Genomic DNA, 16506 nt, shown 5'->3' with positions numbered 1-16506 from the left:
ATGGTTGCTCTACTGGAAGTTGAAAACCTCGGCGTGCGCTTCACGCGCAAGGATGCGCCGCCGATCGACGCCGTCAACGGCGTGTCGTTCTCGCTCGAAGCCGGCAAGACGCTCGGCATCGTCGGCGAATCGGGCTCGGGCAAGAGCCAGACCGTGATGGCGCTGCTCGGCCTGCTGGCCGGCAACGGCACGACGACCGGCGCCGCGCGCTACCGCGGCGACAACCTGCTCGACATGGATACGCGCGCGCTGAACGCGGTGCGGGGCGATCGCATCGCGATGATCTTCCAGGACCCGATGACGTCGCTCAATCCGTTCCTGACGATCGAACGGCAGATGACCGAGACGCTGCAGCTGCATCGCAGGCTGTCGCGCAAGGAAGCGATCAAGCGCGCGATCGAGGCGCTCGAATCGGTGCGCATTCCCGATGCGGCGCGCCGCATCCGCATGTATCCGCACGAGTTCTCGGGCGGCATGCGCCAGCGCGTGATGATCGCGATGGCGCTGTTGTCCGAGCCGGAAATCCTGATCGCCGACGAGCCGACCACCGCGCTCGACGTGACCGTGCAGGCGCAGATCATCGACCTGCTGCGCGAGCTGAACCGCGAGCGCGGCACCGCGATCGTGCTGATCACGCACGACATGGGCGTGGTCGCCGGCCTCGCCGACGACGTGATGGTCATGTACGCGGGCCGCACCGTCGAATATGCGCCGGCCGAATCGATCTTCGCGGCGCCGTCGCATCCGTACACGATCGGGCTGCTCAACGCGCTGCCGCGCCTGACCGACGCGGACGATGCGCCGCTCGTCGCGATTCCCGGCAACCCGCCGATGCCCGGCACCGCGCCGGCCGGCTGCGCGTTCGCGAAGCGCTGCACGTATGCGGAAGAACGCTGTGGCGCCGAGCGCCCGGCGCTCGAAACCTATGGCGCCGCGGGCGCGGTGCGCGCGTGCCACCGGCCCCTGGCCGATCTGACGGGAGGTCTGCGATGAGCGTCGATGAACGCCGCCAAGCCGGCGCGACGGACGACACGCTGCTGTCCGTCGACAATCTGAAAGTGCATTTCCGCGTGCCGCTCGGCGGCTATCCGTGGTCGCCGAAGGGCACGCTGCGCGCGGTCGACGGCGTGTCGTTCGACGTCAAGCGCGGCGAGACGGTCGGGCTCGTCGGCGAATCGGGCTGCGGGAAATCGACGCTCGCGCGCGCATTGATCGGCCTCGTGCCGATGACGGCCGGCACCGTGAAATGGCGCGGCCAGGCCGTGGCGCCCGATCACCTGCGCGGCACCGCGATGCGGCGCGAAGTGCAGATGATCTTCCAGGATCCGCTCGCATCGCTCGATCCGCGCATGACGATCGAGCAGGTCGTCGCCGAGCCGCTCGTCACGCACCAGCCGGGCCTCGGCCGGACCGAAGTGCGCCGCCGCGTGATCTCGATGCTCGAACGCGTCGGCCTGAACGCGCATCACCTGCTGCGTTATCCGCATGAATTTTCCGGCGGGCAGTGCCAGCGCGTCGGCATCGCGCGCGCGCTGATCGGCGAGCCGAAGCTCGTGATCTGCGACGAGCCCGTATCGGCGCTCGACGTGTCGATCCAGGCGCAGATCGTGAACCTGCTGCGCGATCTGCAACGCGAACTGTCGTTGTCCTATCTGTTCGTCGCGCACGACCTGGCGGTGGTGAAGGCCATCAGCCAGCGCGTGCTCGTGATGTATCTCGGCCGCGTGATGGAGTTCGGCACGCGGCATGACGTGTACGGCGTGCCGCAACACCCGTACACGAAGGCGCTGCTCGATGCGGCGCCGACGCCGGAGCCGGCGCGCGAGCGTGCTCGCCGTCCGATGCTGCTGGCGGGCGAGATGCCCTCGCCGCTCAACCCGCCGTCCGGCTGCGCGTTCCGCACGCGCTGTCCGGTCGCGATCGACGCGTGCGCGCAGGACGTGCCGCTGCCGGAAGTGCGGCAGGGGTCGGCGGCGCGCGTCGCGTGCATCCGCGCGGGCGCGGCGTGATGTGAAGTAACGCAGCAAACAAAACCAAGGCAGGTCAACAGGGGTAGGTGCGGCGCGAACGATCTTCGCGCCGCGGGTACAGGCGCGTCCTTAGCCGGGCTCGCCGGGGGGCTGGAAGCGGATCGCAACCGGCGTGGACGATATCAACACAAGACGAGAATGATTACGATGAAAAAGCAGAAGAGGATCGGGACGGCATCGAAGATGCTGCTTGCATGGGGGCTGCCGGCGCTCGCCGGCGTCTCGCTGACGGGTGTCGCGCACGCCGACGACGCGGCGCCGCTGACGGTCGCGCAGGCCGCACCGGTCGCCGCGTCGGGCACGTCGGTTGCGCAGGCAACGACCCCGAACGCCGTGATCAACGCCGAGGCGACCCAGGCCGTCACGCCGCCCGACGAGCCGTCGGCGCAGTCGAAATCGAACGGCTTCATCGCCGACAGCCATCTCGACTTCCTGTTCCGCAACTATGCGGACGTGCTCGACAACAAGGGCGGGCCGCATCGTCATGCGTGGGTCCAGGGCGCGATGGCGAACTTCGAATCGGGCTACACGACCGGCCTGATCGGGATCGGCTTCGACGCGTCGTTGTATGCGGCGCTGAAGCTCGACGGCGGCCAGGGCGCCGGCAGCATGGTGCACATCGCGAAGGGCGGCGGTGGCGGCAACCAGCTCGCGTGGGCGTACCCGGGCATCTACGACATCAAGGCGCGCATCTCGAACACGGTGGTCAAGTACGGTCTGCAGGCCGTCGACAACCCGTTCATGGAGCAGCACGACAACCGCGCGCTGCCGCCGACGTTCCTCGGCGCGACGCTCGTCAGCAATGAATTCAAGAACGTGATGCTCGAGGCCGGCAGCTTCACGAAGACCGACGCGCGCGGCCATACCACGCTCACGAATCTGACGACGCAGTACGGCGGCACGCGCATCAATCGCCTGTCGTACGTCGGCGGCACGTGGGACTACTCGCCGAACGGCGAAGTCGCGCTGTACGCGAACCAGGCCGACGACGTGTGGCACCAGTACTACGCGTCGGTGAAGCACAGCATCGGCAGCCCGCAGACGATCAAGTGGACCGGCTTCGGCAACGTCTATTCGACGCACGACACGGGCGATGCGCTGCAGGGCAAGATCAACAACAACGCGTACAGCCTGTCGCTCGCCGCGCAGCACGGCCCGCATGAACTGCTGCTCGGCTTCCAGCACGTGCTCGGCGATCAGTTCTTCGACTACCTGAACGAAACGAACGGCATCTTCCTGACCAACTCGATGGACGTCGACTACAACGCGCCGCACGAAAAATCGCTGCAGCTGCGTTACACGTTCTACGGGAAGGAAGCGGGCCTGCCAGGCTTCAAGGCGATGGTGTGGGGCGTGACGGGCTGGGGCGCGGACGGCAGCGCGGGCGCGGCCAACGACCCGAGCAAGTCGAGCATCTACTGGAGCAACGGCGCGCCGGTGCAGGGCCGTCACCACGAGTTCGGTTTCATCCCGTCGTACACGTTCCAGAGCGGCAAGCTGAAGAACACGAAGGTCACGTTCATCGCGATGTGGCACAACGGCTCGGCACACTACTCGGACGCGACGAACACCGAGTACCGTCTGGTCGTGAACCTGCCGCTGCACGCGTTCTGATCGAACGGGGACGCACGTCCCCGGTGTCGTACGGGCCGGCCTGCGATCGGTGCGATCACGCCGGCTTGTGCCAGCCCGCCACGGAATCGTTCGCGGCGGGCATCTCTTCCACGAGCGACGTGAGCTGGCGGCCCGTATCGCGCCATGCATCGAGGCCGCCGCGCAGCGCGAGCGCATCGGTGAAGCCTGCATCGAGCAGGCGCTTCGCCATCAGCGCGGCCGTCACTTCGTTCGGGCACGAGCAATACACGACGAATTTCTGCGTGAGCGGATAGCGCGCGACGATGTCGCCGATCTGGCGTTCGTCGGCGAACTGCGCACCGGGAATCGTGAACGGGTCGAGCTTGCGATGCTCGGGCGAGCGGACGTCGAGCACTACCGGGGCGGTGGCGTCGCGCAGCAGCACGTCGAGCTCGTCGACGCCGATCCGCGCGTTCGCGAGCTGGCGGATCAGCGCACGGCGGCGCATCCACCGCACGGCCGCATAGATCGCGAGCAGCGCGACGATGACCAGCAGCACCGCGCGGCCGAGGCGGCTCGCGCCGGCGAACAGCCAGTCAATCTGCCGATAGAACACGAGGCCGGCGCCCAGCCCGACGATCGTCCACAGCGCGGCGCCGAGCGCGTCGTAGCCGGCGAACGTGCGATAGCGCGTGCCGAGCGCACCGGCCATCGGCACCGACACCAGCGACAAGCCCGGAATGAAGCGCGCGACCGCGAGCACGCGCACGCCGTAGCGGCCGAAGAAGCGTTCGGTCTTTTTCACGCAGGTATCGCGCGACAGCGACAGCCGGCAGATCGTCTTCAGCGTCGTGCCGCCGTAACGCCGCCCGGCCACGTACCAGACCGTGTCGCCGATCAGCGCGCCGAGCACGGACATCACCACGACCGTCACGAGCTGCGAGCCGATCATCGCCGGATGCATCGCGGACATCGCGCCGAACAGCACGAGCGTCGGCATTGCCGGCACCGGCAGGCCGATGGCCGCCGCGAGCACGTTGGCGAACACGAGAAGCGGCCCGTACTGGGCGACGAGGTCACGGAGCATGACGGCTGGCCGAAAAGGAAACGCGTGGGCGGGAAACGCAGATGGACCGATTATCGGCCTTTTTCAACACAGCGGCGGGAATGACGCAAAAGCGCCTGACGGCGGCAGGGGGATGTGGGTGAGCCGACGCGTTGCACGCGGCTCACCGTTCGGAATCAGGACGGCGTGCGGGCGAGCGATGCGGCGCCGTGGTTTTCGCCGGGCAACTCGGCGCCGTGCGAGCGGATCGCCGCGATCAGTTCGGCCGGGGTGATCTCGTAGCGGACCTCGCGGTGGATGCCCGGCTTGCGTTCGTCGACCTCGATCAGCAGCACGCTCTTGCCGTCGGCCGTTGCCTCGAGCCGGAGCGAGCGCAGTTCGCGGCCGTCGGCCGCGTCGTGTTCGGTGAGCAGGGTCATTGCCCCGGATGAGCCGGTAGTGCGCATCGAACCTATCCTCGTGTCGTGGTGCCGTAGCGGCAAAGATGTCTTTGTTGAATACAGCTTGACGCAGTTTAACGCGAACGGGCCGCGACACGGAGCATTTTCGTGGGGACGAAAAGAGGGTTACACCACCGATCCTTCTGATGTTTGAGCCGCGCCGGGCGGGCGTCTGCGCCGCATCGGGCCCGGCCGGAACCGGTACCCGAACGGCGTTCGCGGCCATGCCGGCGCGGGCGGCGACACGCGCTGCGCCGCGTGTCGCCGCGGCGGTGTCAGAAGCGGTCGGCGAGGCCCATCGCCGGATCGCTGACCGAGTGGCGGCCGGTTTCCACGCGGCCGGCCACGCGGCGCGAAAAGCTCGCGTCGCTGTCGGCGGTGACGATGAAGTCGTACCAATGGCCGGTCGAGTCGAGCTTCCAGTGCAGTTCGGACTGGTCGCCGGCGTGCACCGTGACCGTCCACACGGTGCCGGCGCCATGGCCGTTGCCGTTTTCGTTGCCGTGGCCATGACCGTGGTCGGCGTTTGCGCCGCGCCCGGACAGCGGCCCATAGACCTGGTTCGACTTGACCGTGAAGCGCACCGTGCCGCCGCCGTCGTTGCGTAGCCGCAGGTGGAGGTTGCCGCTCGCGCCCGCGTAGCCGACGCGCACTTCCGGCTGCGGCGCGCGAGCGCCGGCCACGCGGCTCAGGTCGCCGGTGAAGCGCCGGTGAAAGCCGTTCGGGCCGAGCACCCACAGGTCATATTTACCGCCATCGTCGGCGCGCGCGGCCCAGTCGCCGTGCAGCTTTTTGCCCGGCTCGACGACGTAGCGCCGCGGCAGCCGGTCGAGGTGCAGCTTGTCATAGACGTGAAACACGGCGGCGGCGCGGCCGGTGTTCGCGAACTTGAGCGTGACCGTGCCGGCGCCGGCATCAGTGTGCGCGCTCGCATGCAGCTCGTACGGCAGCGCGCGCGACGGGCGCACGCCGGTGGCCTGCGCGGGCAGCGCGGGCGTGGCGGGCGGCACGATCTTCGGCGCGGCTTGCTGCGCGGCGCTCAGCGCGTCGACCTGGCTTTTCGTCGTGCGGCCCGCGAGCGTCGGCAGCGGCTCGTCGTTCGGCGTGCGGAAGTTGAACGCGCTCGTCAGGTCGCCGCACACCGCGCGGCGGTATGCGCTGATCTGCGGCTCCGCGACGCCGAAGCGCGCCTCGAGGAAGCGCAGCGTCGACGTATGGTCGAACACCTGCGAATTGACCCAGCCGCCGCGGCTCCACGGCGACACGATCCACATCGGCACGCGCGGGCCCGGGCCGTACGGACGGCCGTCGGCCGCCGGCTGGCTCGCCGTGGCCGGCGCGAAGTCGTGGTACTCGACCGCGACGTCGGCGGCCGACAGCGTATGGCCGCCCGCGAGCGTGCCGTCGGCGTTGCGCGACGGCACGGCCGGCGACGGCATGTGGTCGAAGAAGCCGTCGTTCTCGTCGTAATTGACCAGCAGCACGGTCTTGCTCCAGACCTCCGGGTTCGCCGTCAGCGCGTCGAGCACGGCCTGCACGTACCAGCCGCCCTGCGCGGGGCTCGACGGCCCCGGGTGTTCGCTGTACGCGGACGGCGGGATGATCCACGACACTTCCGGCAGCTTGCCGTTGCGGATGTCGTCGCGAAACGTTTCGAGAAAGCCGTACGGCATCGTGTTGCCGAAGCCCTTCGCGAGCGGGCTCAGCGGATCGTCGATCGTCGGGTCGTAGAACGCACCGGCCGCCGTCACCGGCTGCGTGATGTCGGTCGACGCGACATACGCGGGCCGGCGCGCGGCCGGCATCTGCTCGATCGCCGCGCGCCAGTGGCGGAAGCTCATCATTTCGTTGCAGCCGAAGTTGTCGATCAGGCTCTGGTAGACCTTCCAGTTCACGCCGGCCTGTTGCAGCCGGTCGGCATAGGTCGTCCAGGTCCAGCCCTGGCTCGACGGGCCGATGTCGTTGCCGCCGTTGAACTGGTTGTTCAGCGCGGCGATCTTCACGCGATTGCCGTCGGCCGGGCTGATGCCGTTCGGGCCGTTGGTGCCGCTCCAGTAGAACAGGCGGTTCGCGATCGTGCCCGTGTGCATCCCGCAGTGGTAGTGGTCGCACAGCGTGAACGCATCGGCGAGCGCGCGCTGGAACGGCACTTCGGCCGCGTCGTAATAGCCCATCGACAGCGGCGTCTTCGCGTCGGGCCAGCGGTTCATCCGGCCGTGATCCCACGCGGCCTGCGAATCGGCCCACGTGTGCGGCGTGCCGCCCGCGCGCTGCGCGTTGCCCTGGCGCGCGTCGAGGTGATACGGCGTCACGGTCGCGGCGGGCGTCCCCTTCGTGTACGCCTGATAGAACACGTCGCGGCCGTTCGGCGACGGCACCGCGAAGCGGTCGCCATAGCCGCGCACGCCCTTGAACGTGCCGAAGTAGCTGTCGAACGCGCGGTTCTCCATCATCAGCAGCACGACGTGCTTGACGTCCTGGATGGTCCCCGTTTCGTGGAAGGCGGGAATGGCGAGCGCGCGGCGGATGCTCGGCGGAAATGCGGACAGCGCGGCGGCGGCGAGGCCGGAGCCGGCGGTCTGCTGAAGGAATTTGCGGCGTGACGTCATGGCGTTCGGATCCTGTGAAGGTGGGAGCGTTCGTGAGTGCGTCTTGTCGTGTCCGGGCGTCGTCCCGCCCCGGGACGATCGCCGATGCGTGCGCGTTCGGTGCGTCGGCCGCGCGTCGCGGTGGTGCGCGCGTTGCGCCCGACACGCGACGCCCGGCATCCGACGTCGCGCCGATGCGGCGGCCTCGTCGTCGCGGTCCCGTGCGCCGCGCGCTCGTGATGCGCGGGGCAGGTGTCGGCACGCACCGGCCCGGCGCATGCCGGGCTCGGGCGGCGCCCAGTCTAGGGAGGCGACATGACGTCGACGTGATGAAGAAATGACATCGCATGTCGCGCACGTGACGTTGTGCATGCAACGATTCGTTCAAGCGCGATGCGAGGCTGAAGAAGGTAAGAAATTACCGATCGCCGCCGGTGTGACCGGTCAGAATTTTCCGGATTTCGCGACGATGGCGCGCGCGTTTCGTTGTGGATGCAACGTGATGGGCGCCGCGTGACCTCCGTGTTTCAAATGCATGAAATCGGCTAAGCTCGTTGCGTTGCTGCGCGCGTGCGCAGCCTGCGCCTTGGCGCGACTTTTCGGAACCGGCCCACCCATGACCGATATCAGAATCCGGCACTGCGAGACGCACGACGTCGACGCGATCCGGCAGATCGCCGCGCATCCCGCGGTGTACATGAATACGTTGCAGCAGCCGTTTCCGTCGCTCGAAAAATGGCAGAAGCGGCTCGACAACCTGCGCGAGCACGGCGTGAGCCTCGTTGCCGAAATCGACCGTACGGTGGTTGGCCATCTCGGCCTGCATCCCGAGCCGAATCCGCGTCGGCGCCACGCGGCGGCGCTCGGCATGATGGTCGACGCGGCCTGTCACGGGCGCGGCATCGGCGGCCGGCTGCTCGCGGCCGCGATCGATCTCGCGGAGAACTGGCTGAACGTCACGCGTCTCGAGTTGACCGTGTTCACCGACAACCGCGCGGCGATAGCGCTCTACGAGAAACACGGTTTCCGCATCGAAGGCGAATCGCCGGATTACGCGTTGCGCGACGGCGTGCACGCGTCCGTGTATCACATGGCGCGGATCAAGGCGCGGCAATGAAAGGCCGGCCGTCGCGGACGTGACGGCACACGCCGCCGCGCGTCATATCCAATCGAGAATTCGTTCGTTTTCCTTCGGCTGTACCCGTCGTATCGTCGAACGATTTGCCGGTCTCTGCGGCTGGCTTCGCTTTTCCGTATCGATGCATGCGCGGCGCTGCGCGTCGGCCGGCCTCATCGTCATCGCTTCACGGCCCTCGTTGCGTGCGCGGCATCTCCCTGAAACCGTCTTTTTCAACGGAACCCGCTTCGATGAAAACCGTTCTCCGCACTCTCACCGCCGCCTGCCTGTTCGCTGCCGCCAGCGCGGCGCTTGCCGCCGCCACGCCCGTCGGCGCCCCGGCGGCGAGCGCATCGTCCGACGGTGCGCATCTGCCGCCCGGCATCGCGTGGCAACACGGCGACGTCGATGCCGCGTTCGCGCTCGCGAAGCGCGAGGGCAAGCCGCTGCTGCTGTACTGGGGCGCGGTGTGGTGCCCGTCGTGCAACCAGGTGAAGTCGACGATCTTCAGCCAGCAGGCATTCAAGACGCGTTCGTCGTTCTTCGTGCCCGTGTACCTCGACGGCGATACCGAAAGCGCGCAGAAGCTCGGCGAGCGTTTCAAGGTGCACGGCTATCCGACGATGATCCTGTTCCGTCCCGACGGCACCGAAGTGACGCGGCTGCCCGGCGAAGCCGATCTCGACCGCTACATGCAGGCGCTGTCGCTCGGGATGACGGCCGCACATCCGGTGCGGCAGACGCTCGCGACCGCGCTGAAGAACGGCGCGGCGCTGACGCCGGACGAATGGCGCCTGCTGGCCGACTATTCATGGGATACGGATGGCGCGCTGCCGGTGCCGGCCGATCGTGTCGCGCAGACGCTGCAGTCGCTCGCGCAACGCGCGCGGGCGGCGGGTGCGAAAGCCGAATCGGCGCGCTTCGCGCTGAAGTCGGCGGTGGTCGCCGCGTCGGACGACCCGACGCAGGCCGGCGCGCTCGACAAGGCCGCGCTCGCCGATTCGCTGCGCACGGTGCTGCACGATCCCGCGCTGTCGCGGGCCGATTCGGACGTGCTGGTCGCGGCGCCCGCGCGCGTGGTCGCGTATCTCGGCCGCGACGACGCGCAGCGCACGAAGTTGCGCGGCGCGTACGACGCGGCGCTCGCGCGCCTGTCGACCGACACCACGCTGTCGTCGATCGACCGGCTGATGGCGCTGCACGGCCGCGTGCTGCTCGCGCGCGGCGACGCGCGCAACGGCGCACCGCTCGCGGCGCCGGCGCTGGCCGACACCGCGCGCAAGCAGATCGCCGCGTCGGTGCAGGGCGCGGCGAACGCGTACGAGCGGCAGGCGCTCGTCAGCGAAGGCGCGGACACGCTGACCGACGCGGGGCTGTACGACGAATCGGATGTGTTGTTGAAGGCCGAGCTGTCGCGTTCGTCCACGCCGTACTACTTCATGTCGGGACTCGCTGCGAACGCGAAGGCGCGCGGCGACAAGGCGGCCGCGCTCGACTGGTATCGCAAGGCGTACGACGCGGCGAGCGGGCCGGCGACGAAGCTGCGCTGGGGCGCGACTTACTTTGCGAACGCGGTTGAGCTGGCGCCGAACGATTCCGCGCGCATCGAAGGGATCGCGGCCAGTGTGCTTGCGCAGGCCGACAAGACCCGGGATGCGTTCTACGGCGCGAACCTGCGTGCGTTGACCAAGGTCGTCACGCAGTTGAATCGCTGGCGCGGTAGCGGCGCGCACGATGCGTCGGTCAGGACGGTCGTCAAGCAGTTCGACGGCGTATGCGGGAAGCTGCCTGCCGGCGATCCGCAGGCGGCGGCGTGCGCGAAGCTGATCCAGCCCGTGAAGGCGTAACGACGCGCGGGGGGATCGTCGAGCGGGCCGGGGGATTCGTTACCGGCCCGATTCCGACGACGCGCCGCGATCGCTGCCGTATCCGGCGTCGTGCTCGCGGGCGATCTTCGCTTCGGCCGATACGATGCTGGCCGGATAGAACCAGTCGCTCGACTGGAAGCCGGCCTGCTTGAGCGCCTTGACTTCGGCGTGGACCTGCGCGCGCGTGAGCGGCTGGTTCGACTGCGCTTGTGCGGCGAACGGGGCCGAGACGGCCAGGGCGATGGCAACGGCTTGGATCAGGCGCTTCATGATCGGGACCTCCTCGATTCCGGTGAATCGCGGCGCTTCGTTCGTCGAAGCGCCGTGCGACGTTGAAACCAGTGTAGGCCGCGGCCGGCGCGCGAAAAATGCGATCGCGCCCAACGCAGTGTTTTGCTGCGGGTAACAATGGGCCGCTGGGGCGGACCGACCGCGAGACGGTGTGCGCGATGAAACCGTACCGGTCGCGGGAAACGGGGTGCTCGGGTCGATCACGCCGGGGTCGAACAAAACCCAACACGATGCGGCCGCGCATTCGTGCGGTCAGCGGCGGCTCATGGTGAGATAGTCAAGGTATTGCGCGTGGTGCAGACGACACGTGACGCGACAGGTGCGTTACCGACCTGCCAGTAGGTCGGGAAGCGGGCCCAGCCGGCGCTTGAACGTGCGGGCGTGTTTCTGAGGAGCAGGTTCTTGACGTCTGCCAGGATGAGGGACGTATCTCCGAAATAGCCATGCGACGGGAAATCGTCCGGGAGCGTGGACACCACGTTGGCAATCCCCGGGACATCGACCTGGGGTTTATCGCCGCAGCCGACGCGAGGATAGTCGTGAACGACGTTGGACGAGAGGCCGACGGCGAAATCGTACGGGGATAGATAGACCGTCGTCCGGTCCGATGACTTGACGTAGCTGCCGCCGAGGGTGCCGAACAATTCCCGGTCGACGTCGGCAGCGGCCAGAATGATTTGGCCAAACTTGATGGACGAGGTAGCGGGATCCGTCGCGAGCGCGTCGACGACGCGGAGAAGGGCGCGATTGCCCATGCTATGGGCGATCAGGTGAATCTTGCGGCCTTGCGCGACGTGAGCGGCGACGTCAATCAGGAATTGTCTGAGAAATATCTCACTTGCGTCGATCGTTGCTTCATCGATCGTGTATTTCAACACGTCGTGCAGTGCCGGCCAAGAGAACAGCATCATGTGATTGGGCGGGATGTCGAGATCCGCACCCAACTGGGCCGCGCGTATCGCCGCGTCGTCGAATGAGTTGTTGTATCCGTGGACGTAGACGACGACATATCCGTCCTGCGGTCCGGTGACCGAGCCCAGCGCCCGGCGGGCCAGCGCAAGGAATGCGTCGCGGTCCGCCATTTCATCGATTCTCTCAATTCGGAGAAACGGATCGGTACCGGTCATGGTTCCCCACCACGAGCCTTGCGAGCCGATGCGATGATGCTTTGGAATGGAAACGAATACGCGGCCGTAATGCAGTTTCCGATCGCGCTCTCCGGCGTATGTGGCCGGTACTTTGTTCGACGGCCCGTAAACCGGTTTTCGATTGGTTCCGTAAAGGACCGGATAAAGCACCGGTTGGTCGCTAGATTGATGATCAATCGTCAACTCCGGCGTGCCCGGACCGTAGTAACCCGCAAGGCTGCTACCCGATGGCGGCGAGGACAGGTTGGTGCATCCCGCCAGTGCCAGTGCGGCGAAGCACGCGACCATGCCACGAATCCGCCGAAGAAGCGCTGTCCATGTACCGAAAGCCGCCGGCCAGCGTGTCCGGTCATGCGTGCCGATACGACGGATGTTGCACGTAGAACGCTTGTTCCCGGCGCGCTGGCCGGTTTTGTTCTTGTACATGATATGCCCCGGTTTCTTATTGTTCGACAGCCCGATCGACCTGATTTTTCATCGCGTGCGGCATGACGCTTCTTCGTATCGCGCCAATATAAAAGAGCGGCGACGAAAACGCCACAAGGAATACCCGAGGGTATTTCGCGCGTCAGATGACTAGGTTTTTCATGAATAGCGCCGACGCGTGTAACTAAGCGCTCGGGGACTGTCGCACGCGTTTGCGTGAAGTAATCGATAAGTGGAAACGCCACCTGCATTCCCTTGTGATGGCAATTGACTTTTATCGGCAACCTCCTATGCTCAAGCAATCTGAAATTGCTGTTCACGTTCAAAAGAAACACAACGGGGATCCATCGTGAACAAGAAAGCAATCTGGTCGTGGTCATGTATTGCCGGTACGGTTGTTTGCGCGGGATGCGTGTCGCTCGATTTTGGCGGGATGTTGCTGCCGGTTGTGCCCGCGACGGATGCGCCGCCGCGACAGTCTTTGCAGACATGCAAGTCCACTTTCGTTGAAGTGCTGCGCCGGGATGCCGAATTCGCCTATGTATTGCCGCAGGCGGCCGTTGCAGAGACGATGGGGCGAACGGTTCAGCAATTGCAGGCGGCAGCGCCGGACGGTGGACTTTCGCGTAGCCTGCCGCGCGAATCGGTGAAGCGCTTCGATGCGTTCAGGAAGTCGATCGAAGCGGGAGCCGATGCACGGGTTCCGGCGGTGATCCGTGGCGATCCGGTTTACATCGCATTTCGGTCGGCAATGATCAAATCGGTAGCGACGGCACAGACTTCGCTAGGGTTTGCGGCCGGCATCCCCGGTGCCGACAAGCAAGCGGCGGAGGTGCAGGCCTATTCGCCGAATCTGACGGTGACCCTCCGGGAGTTTAAGGATTTTTCCGCCAAGATCAGCCGTGCCCAATTGCGGCCGGTACTTCGCGCACCCGTGGACAGTGCGGATGCGAAACACGACAACCTGTTTGCTGCCTATTTCTCGGCGTATTACGACGGGAAGTTTATCGATCGCTTCGGGCAGAAGATATCGAAGCCCGCATTGAAATTGCCCGACCTCGGTAGCGCGAAGGGTATCGATCTGTCGATTACCGTTTCCGATGCGGACATCTCGGGTGCGCTCACAGTACTCGTCGAATATCTGGCCGATCTCGTCGATACGACGCCGGTGTTCGGCGTGACGTCGACGGCGAAAGGCGCTAACACCGTAACTTACTACCCGGGGGGGAGCGACGCTGAACCGACGGCGCTGACGTCGAAGGCCGCCTCCTACAAGGACATATCCGCCGGCTGCGGCGTGACCGCGAAGAATGCGAAGGTTCTCGGATATGTGGCAAAGGGCGCGGGCGATGTCGCGCAGCTCGAGAACGGGTTGATCGCACAGAGCGCCGGCGGTTTCGGCGTATCGCTCGGCATCTTCGGCAAGATTTCGGTCGGTGACAACCAGACCCTCGGGACGGCCATCAAGGTCATCAGTTCGCGTGCGGCGATGCGAATTGCCTTCGCGTCGGCGTATCTCGCACTCGAACAATATTCCGCAAGCAATCCGTCCATTGCTGCCACCCAGAACTTCGTGACCGGCGCACCCGAAGCACTGGACCCCGCGGGGCCGAATGGCTATCTGGATTTTTTGGAATAGATTCCGGTTCGAGACGAGACAAGACAAGGGAATGGAGATGGCGAACGACATTGTTGACCTGCCCGGCTTTCCCTGCACGACGGGGTGGCGCATCACGGGTTATTACCTGCCGGCGGAAACGGATTTCCAGGATCCTGCCGTTCCTGCTTCGGTGACGGAATGGGGCGAGGATGTGTTTCCCGCCAAATTCCTCGACGCCTGCAGGATGGAAGGATGGGGCGAAACGCGATACGGCTGGTTTCTCGGTTGGTCGGGCGGCCACTGGGTGAAATCGGATTTTCCGAAGGATGCACGCGACGGGCGTCTGGAAATCGGCTGCGTAGCGGTCGACGTTCACGCGATTCCGTTGGGCACGGTGCTTCGCATTCCGACCGCGCCCGCTCCGTGGTGCGACCGGATTTTGACTGCCGCCGATACGGGCGGCGGCATCAAGGGCAAACACATCGACATCTTCTGCGGGTTCGGCAATGCAGCGAGGCAGGAAACCTACCATGTGACAGCCGGGAACGGCACCGTTTGCGTGTCGGCCAATACCGCGTTGTAGCAGGCAGAAGGGCGTCGATGATGCCGGCCCCGTGGTGCGACGGCACGAGCGGGCCGGGCAGGGCCGAGCTTGAGGCCGACGCGTGTGGGCGTTTGTGTCGGCGGTCGGCTCCCCGTGTTACACGAGCCCCGTCGCGTAGTACACGGCGATCACGAAGAACACCGCGAGCGTCTTGATGATGGTGACCGCGAAAATGTCGCGATACGACTCGCGGTGCGTGAGGCCCGTGACCGCGAGCAGCGTGATGACCGCGCCGTTGTGCGGCAGCGTGTCCATGCCGCCGCTCGCCATCGCGACGACCCGGTGCAGCACGTCCATCGGGATGTTGGCCGCCTGCGCGCCCTTGATGAACAGGTCCGACATCGCGGCGAGCGCGATGCTCATGCCGCCCGATGCCGAGCCCGTGATACCCGCGAGCGAGCTGACCGACACGGCTGCGTTGACGAGCGGGTTCGGGATGCTCTTCAGCGCGTCGCTGACGACGAGGAAGCCCGGCAGCGCGGCGATCACGCCGCCGAAGCCGTATTCCGACGCGGTGTTCATTGCGGCGAGCAGCGCGCCGGCGACGGCGGCCTTCGAGCCGGCCGCGAAACGGCCGCTGACGCGCTTGAACGCGGTCAGCACGACCAGCACGATACCGAGCAGCAGCGCGGCCTCGACCGACCAGATCGCGACGACCGTCTTGATCGACGTGGTGACCGGCGCGTGCACGCCCGGCAGCACTTCCGGCGCGACCGTGTACGACGCGGCGCCGTACCACTGCGGGATCAGCTTCGTGAACGCGAAGTTCGACACGCCGACGAGGATCAGCGGCAGGATCGCCAGCGCGGGATGCGGCAGCGCCTTCGCCTCGACGCGCTCAGGCTCGTTGACGAGCGACGTGCCGTAGCCTTCGCCCTTTGCCATCGCCGAACGGCGGCGCCATTCGAGATAGGTGAGACCGACGACGATGATGAACAGCGAGCCGATCGTGCCCAGCGCGGGCGCGGCCCACGCGGTCGTCTTGAAGAACGTGGTCGGGATGATGTTCTGGATCTGCGGCGTGCCGGGCAGCGAATCCATCGTGAACGAGAACGCGCCGAGCGCGATCGCGCCGGGCATCAGCCGTTTCGGGATGTTGCTCTGGCGATAGAGTTCGGCCGCGAACGGATAGACCGCGAACACCACGACGAACAGCGAGACGCCGCCATAGGTGAGCAGCGCGCACACCGCGACGATCACGGCATTCGCGCGCGAGCGGCCGATGTAGCGGATCGCCGCGTGGACGATCGACTCGGAGAACCCGGACAGTTCGATCACCTTGCCGAACACGGCGCCGAGCATGAAGACAGGGAAATACAGTTTGACGAAGCCGACCATCTTCTCCATGAAGATGCCGGAGAAGACCGGTGCGACGGCGGCGGGTTCGGTCAGGAGCACCGCGCCGAGCGCGGCGATCGGCGCGAACAGGATCACGCTGTAGCCGCGATACGCGGCGAACATCAGGAACGCCAGCGCGGCGAGGACGATCACGAAAGACAAGGGAGTCTCCTAAAAGCTTGGAATGGCTTTGGTTGTTGTTCGATCGCGCGATGCGCCGCGGACCAACTCAGGTTCGTGCAGGTTTCGTGCCATCGGCCGGATTGCGCCGCCGGACATGGGTCCGCCGGCGGCCGGCGGGCCCGCGCCGGTCCAAGTCTGACGATTCTACATAAAACGTCTCCATCTGGAGACGTTTCGGCCATCCGGCCAACCCTCGACATCGTGCAGGGCTTTCCCGGAAAACGCGTTGCGG

The 16506-nt window shown here is 66.3% G+C and carries 14 protein-coding genes; 8 read left to right on the top strand and 6 right to left on the bottom strand.

Annotation, left to right across the window (positions count from 1 at the left end; all coding sequences use genetic code 11):
- From GJG85_RS24825 to GJG85_RS24815, 3 genes are all read left to right on the top strand, one after another.
- Nucleotides 1-993, top strand: a complete 993-nt coding sequence (locus GJG85_RS24825; RefSeq protein WP_089489888.1) for an ABC transporter ATP-binding protein — start codon at nt 1-3, stop codon at nt 991-993.
- Nucleotides 990-2009 (top strand): oligopeptide/dipeptide ABC transporter ATP-binding protein, encoded by a 1020-nt coding sequence (locus tag GJG85_RS24820; RefSeq protein WP_050013369.1) that lies wholly within the window; start codon nt 990-992, stop codon nt 2007-2009. Before GJG85_RS24825 ends, GJG85_RS24820 begins: the two co-directional genes overlap by 4 nt.
- Nucleotides 2010-2177: 168 nt before the next feature.
- Entirely contained in the window at nt 2178-3644 is a 1467-nt protein-coding gene (locus GJG85_RS24815) for an OprD family outer membrane porin (protein WP_050013492.1), read from the top strand.
- Between the two features lie 55 nt (nt 3645-3699).
- On the opposite strand, the gene GJG85_RS24810 is transcribed toward GJG85_RS24815, so the two are convergent.
- The 3 genes from GJG85_RS24810 to GJG85_RS24800 all read right to left on the bottom strand — a co-directional run bounded on the left by GJG85_RS24810 (nt 3700) and on the right by GJG85_RS24800 (nt 7720).
- Nucleotides 3700-4692, bottom strand: coding sequence for a DedA family protein/thiosulfate sulfurtransferase GlpE (locus GJG85_RS24810; protein ID WP_050013368.1), 993 nt, complete (start codon nt 4690-4692; stop codon nt 3700-3702).
- Between the two features lie 155 nt (nt 4693-4847).
- A complete protein-coding gene (locus GJG85_RS24805) occupies nt 4848-5117 on the bottom strand; it encodes a hypothetical protein (RefSeq protein ID WP_050013367.1) in 270 nt (89 codons plus the stop codon).
- A 269-nt stretch (nt 5118-5386) separates the two neighbouring features.
- Nucleotides 5387-7720 carry a phospholipase C, phosphocholine-specific gene (locus tag GJG85_RS24800; RefSeq protein WP_089489886.1) on the bottom strand — a complete coding sequence of 778 codons (2334 nt, stop codon included), beginning with the start codon at nt 7718-7720 and terminating at the stop codon, nt 5387-5389.
- A 349-nt stretch (nt 7721-8069) separates the two neighbouring features.
- Between GJG85_RS24800 and GJG85_RS24795 the strand changes: the two genes are divergently transcribed.
- The 3 genes from GJG85_RS24795 (at nt 8070) to GJG85_RS24785 (ending at nt 10663) form a co-directional block, all read left to right on the top strand.
- Nucleotides 8070-8216, top strand: coding sequence for a hypothetical protein (locus GJG85_RS24795; protein WP_235356191.1), 147 nt, complete (start codon nt 8070-8072; stop codon nt 8214-8216).
- 99 nt (nt 8217-8315) lie between these two features.
- The gene (locus GJG85_RS24790; protein WP_176016300.1) at nt 8316-8816 is read left to right on the top strand and encodes a GNAT family N-acetyltransferase; all 501 of its coding nucleotides are present in this window, start codon (nt 8316-8318) and stop codon (nt 8814-8816) included.
- Between the two features lie 251 nt (nt 8817-9067).
- Nucleotides 9068-10663 (top strand): thioredoxin family protein, encoded by a 1596-nt coding sequence (locus GJG85_RS24785; protein ID WP_089489884.1) that lies wholly within the window; start codon nt 9068-9070, stop codon nt 10661-10663.
- A gap of 39 nt (nt 10664-10702) precedes the next feature.
- On the opposite strand, the gene GJG85_RS24780 is transcribed toward GJG85_RS24785, so the two are convergent.
- Together GJG85_RS24780 and GJG85_RS24775 are read right to left on the bottom strand one after the other, a co-directional pair.
- Entirely contained in the window at nt 10703-10954 is a 252-nt protein-coding gene (locus tag GJG85_RS24780) for a DUF4148 domain-containing protein (protein WP_011694888.1), read from the bottom strand.
- A gap of 284 nt (nt 10955-11238) precedes the next feature.
- Nucleotides 11239-12549 carry an alpha/beta hydrolase gene (locus GJG85_RS24775; RefSeq protein ID WP_080334224.1) on the bottom strand — a complete coding sequence of 437 codons (1311 nt, stop codon included), beginning with the start codon at nt 12547-12549 and terminating at the stop codon, nt 11239-11241.
- Nucleotides 12550-12898: 349 nt separating this feature from the next.
- Here GJG85_RS24775 and GJG85_RS24770 point away from each other — a divergent pair, with 349 nt between their 5' ends.
- Nucleotides 12899-14188 (top strand): hypothetical protein, encoded by a 1290-nt coding sequence (locus GJG85_RS24770; RefSeq protein WP_124631352.1) that lies wholly within the window; start codon nt 12899-12901, stop codon nt 14186-14188.
- A 37-nt stretch (nt 14189-14225) separates the two neighbouring features.
- Nucleotides 14226-14732, top strand: a complete 507-nt coding sequence (locus GJG85_RS24765; RefSeq protein WP_050013361.1) for a 3D domain-containing protein — start codon at nt 14226-14228, stop codon at nt 14730-14732.
- A gap of 117 nt (nt 14733-14849) precedes the next feature.
- Here the strand turns inward: GJG85_RS24765 and GJG85_RS24760 are convergent, their stop codons facing one another.
- Nucleotides 14850-16253, bottom strand: coding sequence for a GntP family permease (locus GJG85_RS24760; protein WP_050013360.1), 1404 nt, complete (start codon nt 16251-16253; stop codon nt 14850-14852).
- Between the last annotated feature and the right edge of the window lie 253 nt (nt 16254-16506).

Origin of the sequence: Burkholderia sp. MS389, assembly GCF_016899425.1 — a bacterium.
Taxonomy (GTDB): domain Bacteria; phylum Pseudomonadota; class Gammaproteobacteria; order Burkholderiales; family Burkholderiaceae; genus Burkholderia; species Burkholderia sola.
This window is presented reverse-complemented; position numbering and strand designations above follow the sequence as displayed.

Excerpts from the sequence above, each read along its gene's own strand:
- GJG85_RS24795 (WP_235356191.1), top strand. The coding sequence starts at position 8,070 with ATGCAACGATTCGTTCAAGCGCGATGCGAGGCTGAAGAAGGTAAGAAA.
- GJG85_RS24780 (WP_011694888.1), bottom strand. The coding sequence starts at position 10,954 with ATGAAGCGCCTGATCCAAGCCGTTGCCATCGCCCTGGCCGTCTCGGCC.
- GJG85_RS24790 (WP_176016300.1), top strand. The coding sequence starts at position 8,316 with ATGACCGATATCAGAATCCGGCACTGCGAGACGCACGACGTCGACGCG.
- GJG85_RS24815 (WP_050013492.1), top strand. The coding sequence starts at position 2,178 with ATGAAAAAGCAGAAGAGGATCGGGACGGCATCGAAGATGCTGCTTGCA.
- GJG85_RS24825 (WP_089489888.1), top strand. The coding sequence starts at position 1 with ATGGTTGCTCTACTGGAAGTTGAAAACCTCGGCGTGCGCTTCACGCGC.
- GJG85_RS24820 (WP_050013369.1), top strand. The coding sequence starts at position 990 with ATGAGCGTCGATGAACGCCGCCAAGCCGGCGCGACGGACGACACGCTG.
- GJG85_RS24800 (WP_089489886.1), bottom strand. The coding sequence starts at position 7,720 with ATGACGTCACGCCGCAAATTCCTTCAGCAGACCGCCGGCTCCGGCCTC.
- GJG85_RS24805 (WP_050013367.1), bottom strand. The coding sequence starts at position 5,117 with ATGCGCACTACCGGCTCATCCGGGGCAATGACCCTGCTCACCGAACAC.
- GJG85_RS24785 (WP_089489884.1), top strand. The coding sequence starts at position 9,068 with ATGAAAACCGTTCTCCGCACTCTCACCGCCGCCTGCCTGTTCGCTGCC.
- GJG85_RS24765 (WP_050013361.1), top strand. The coding sequence starts at position 14,226 with ATGGCGAACGACATTGTTGACCTGCCCGGCTTTCCCTGCACGACGGGG.
- GJG85_RS24775 (WP_080334224.1), bottom strand. The coding sequence starts at position 12,549 with ATGTACAAGAACAAAACCGGCCAGCGCGCCGGGAACAAGCGTTCTACG.
- GJG85_RS24810 (WP_050013368.1), bottom strand. The coding sequence starts at position 4,692 with ATGCTCCGTGACCTCGTCGCCCAGTACGGGCCGCTTCTCGTGTTCGCC.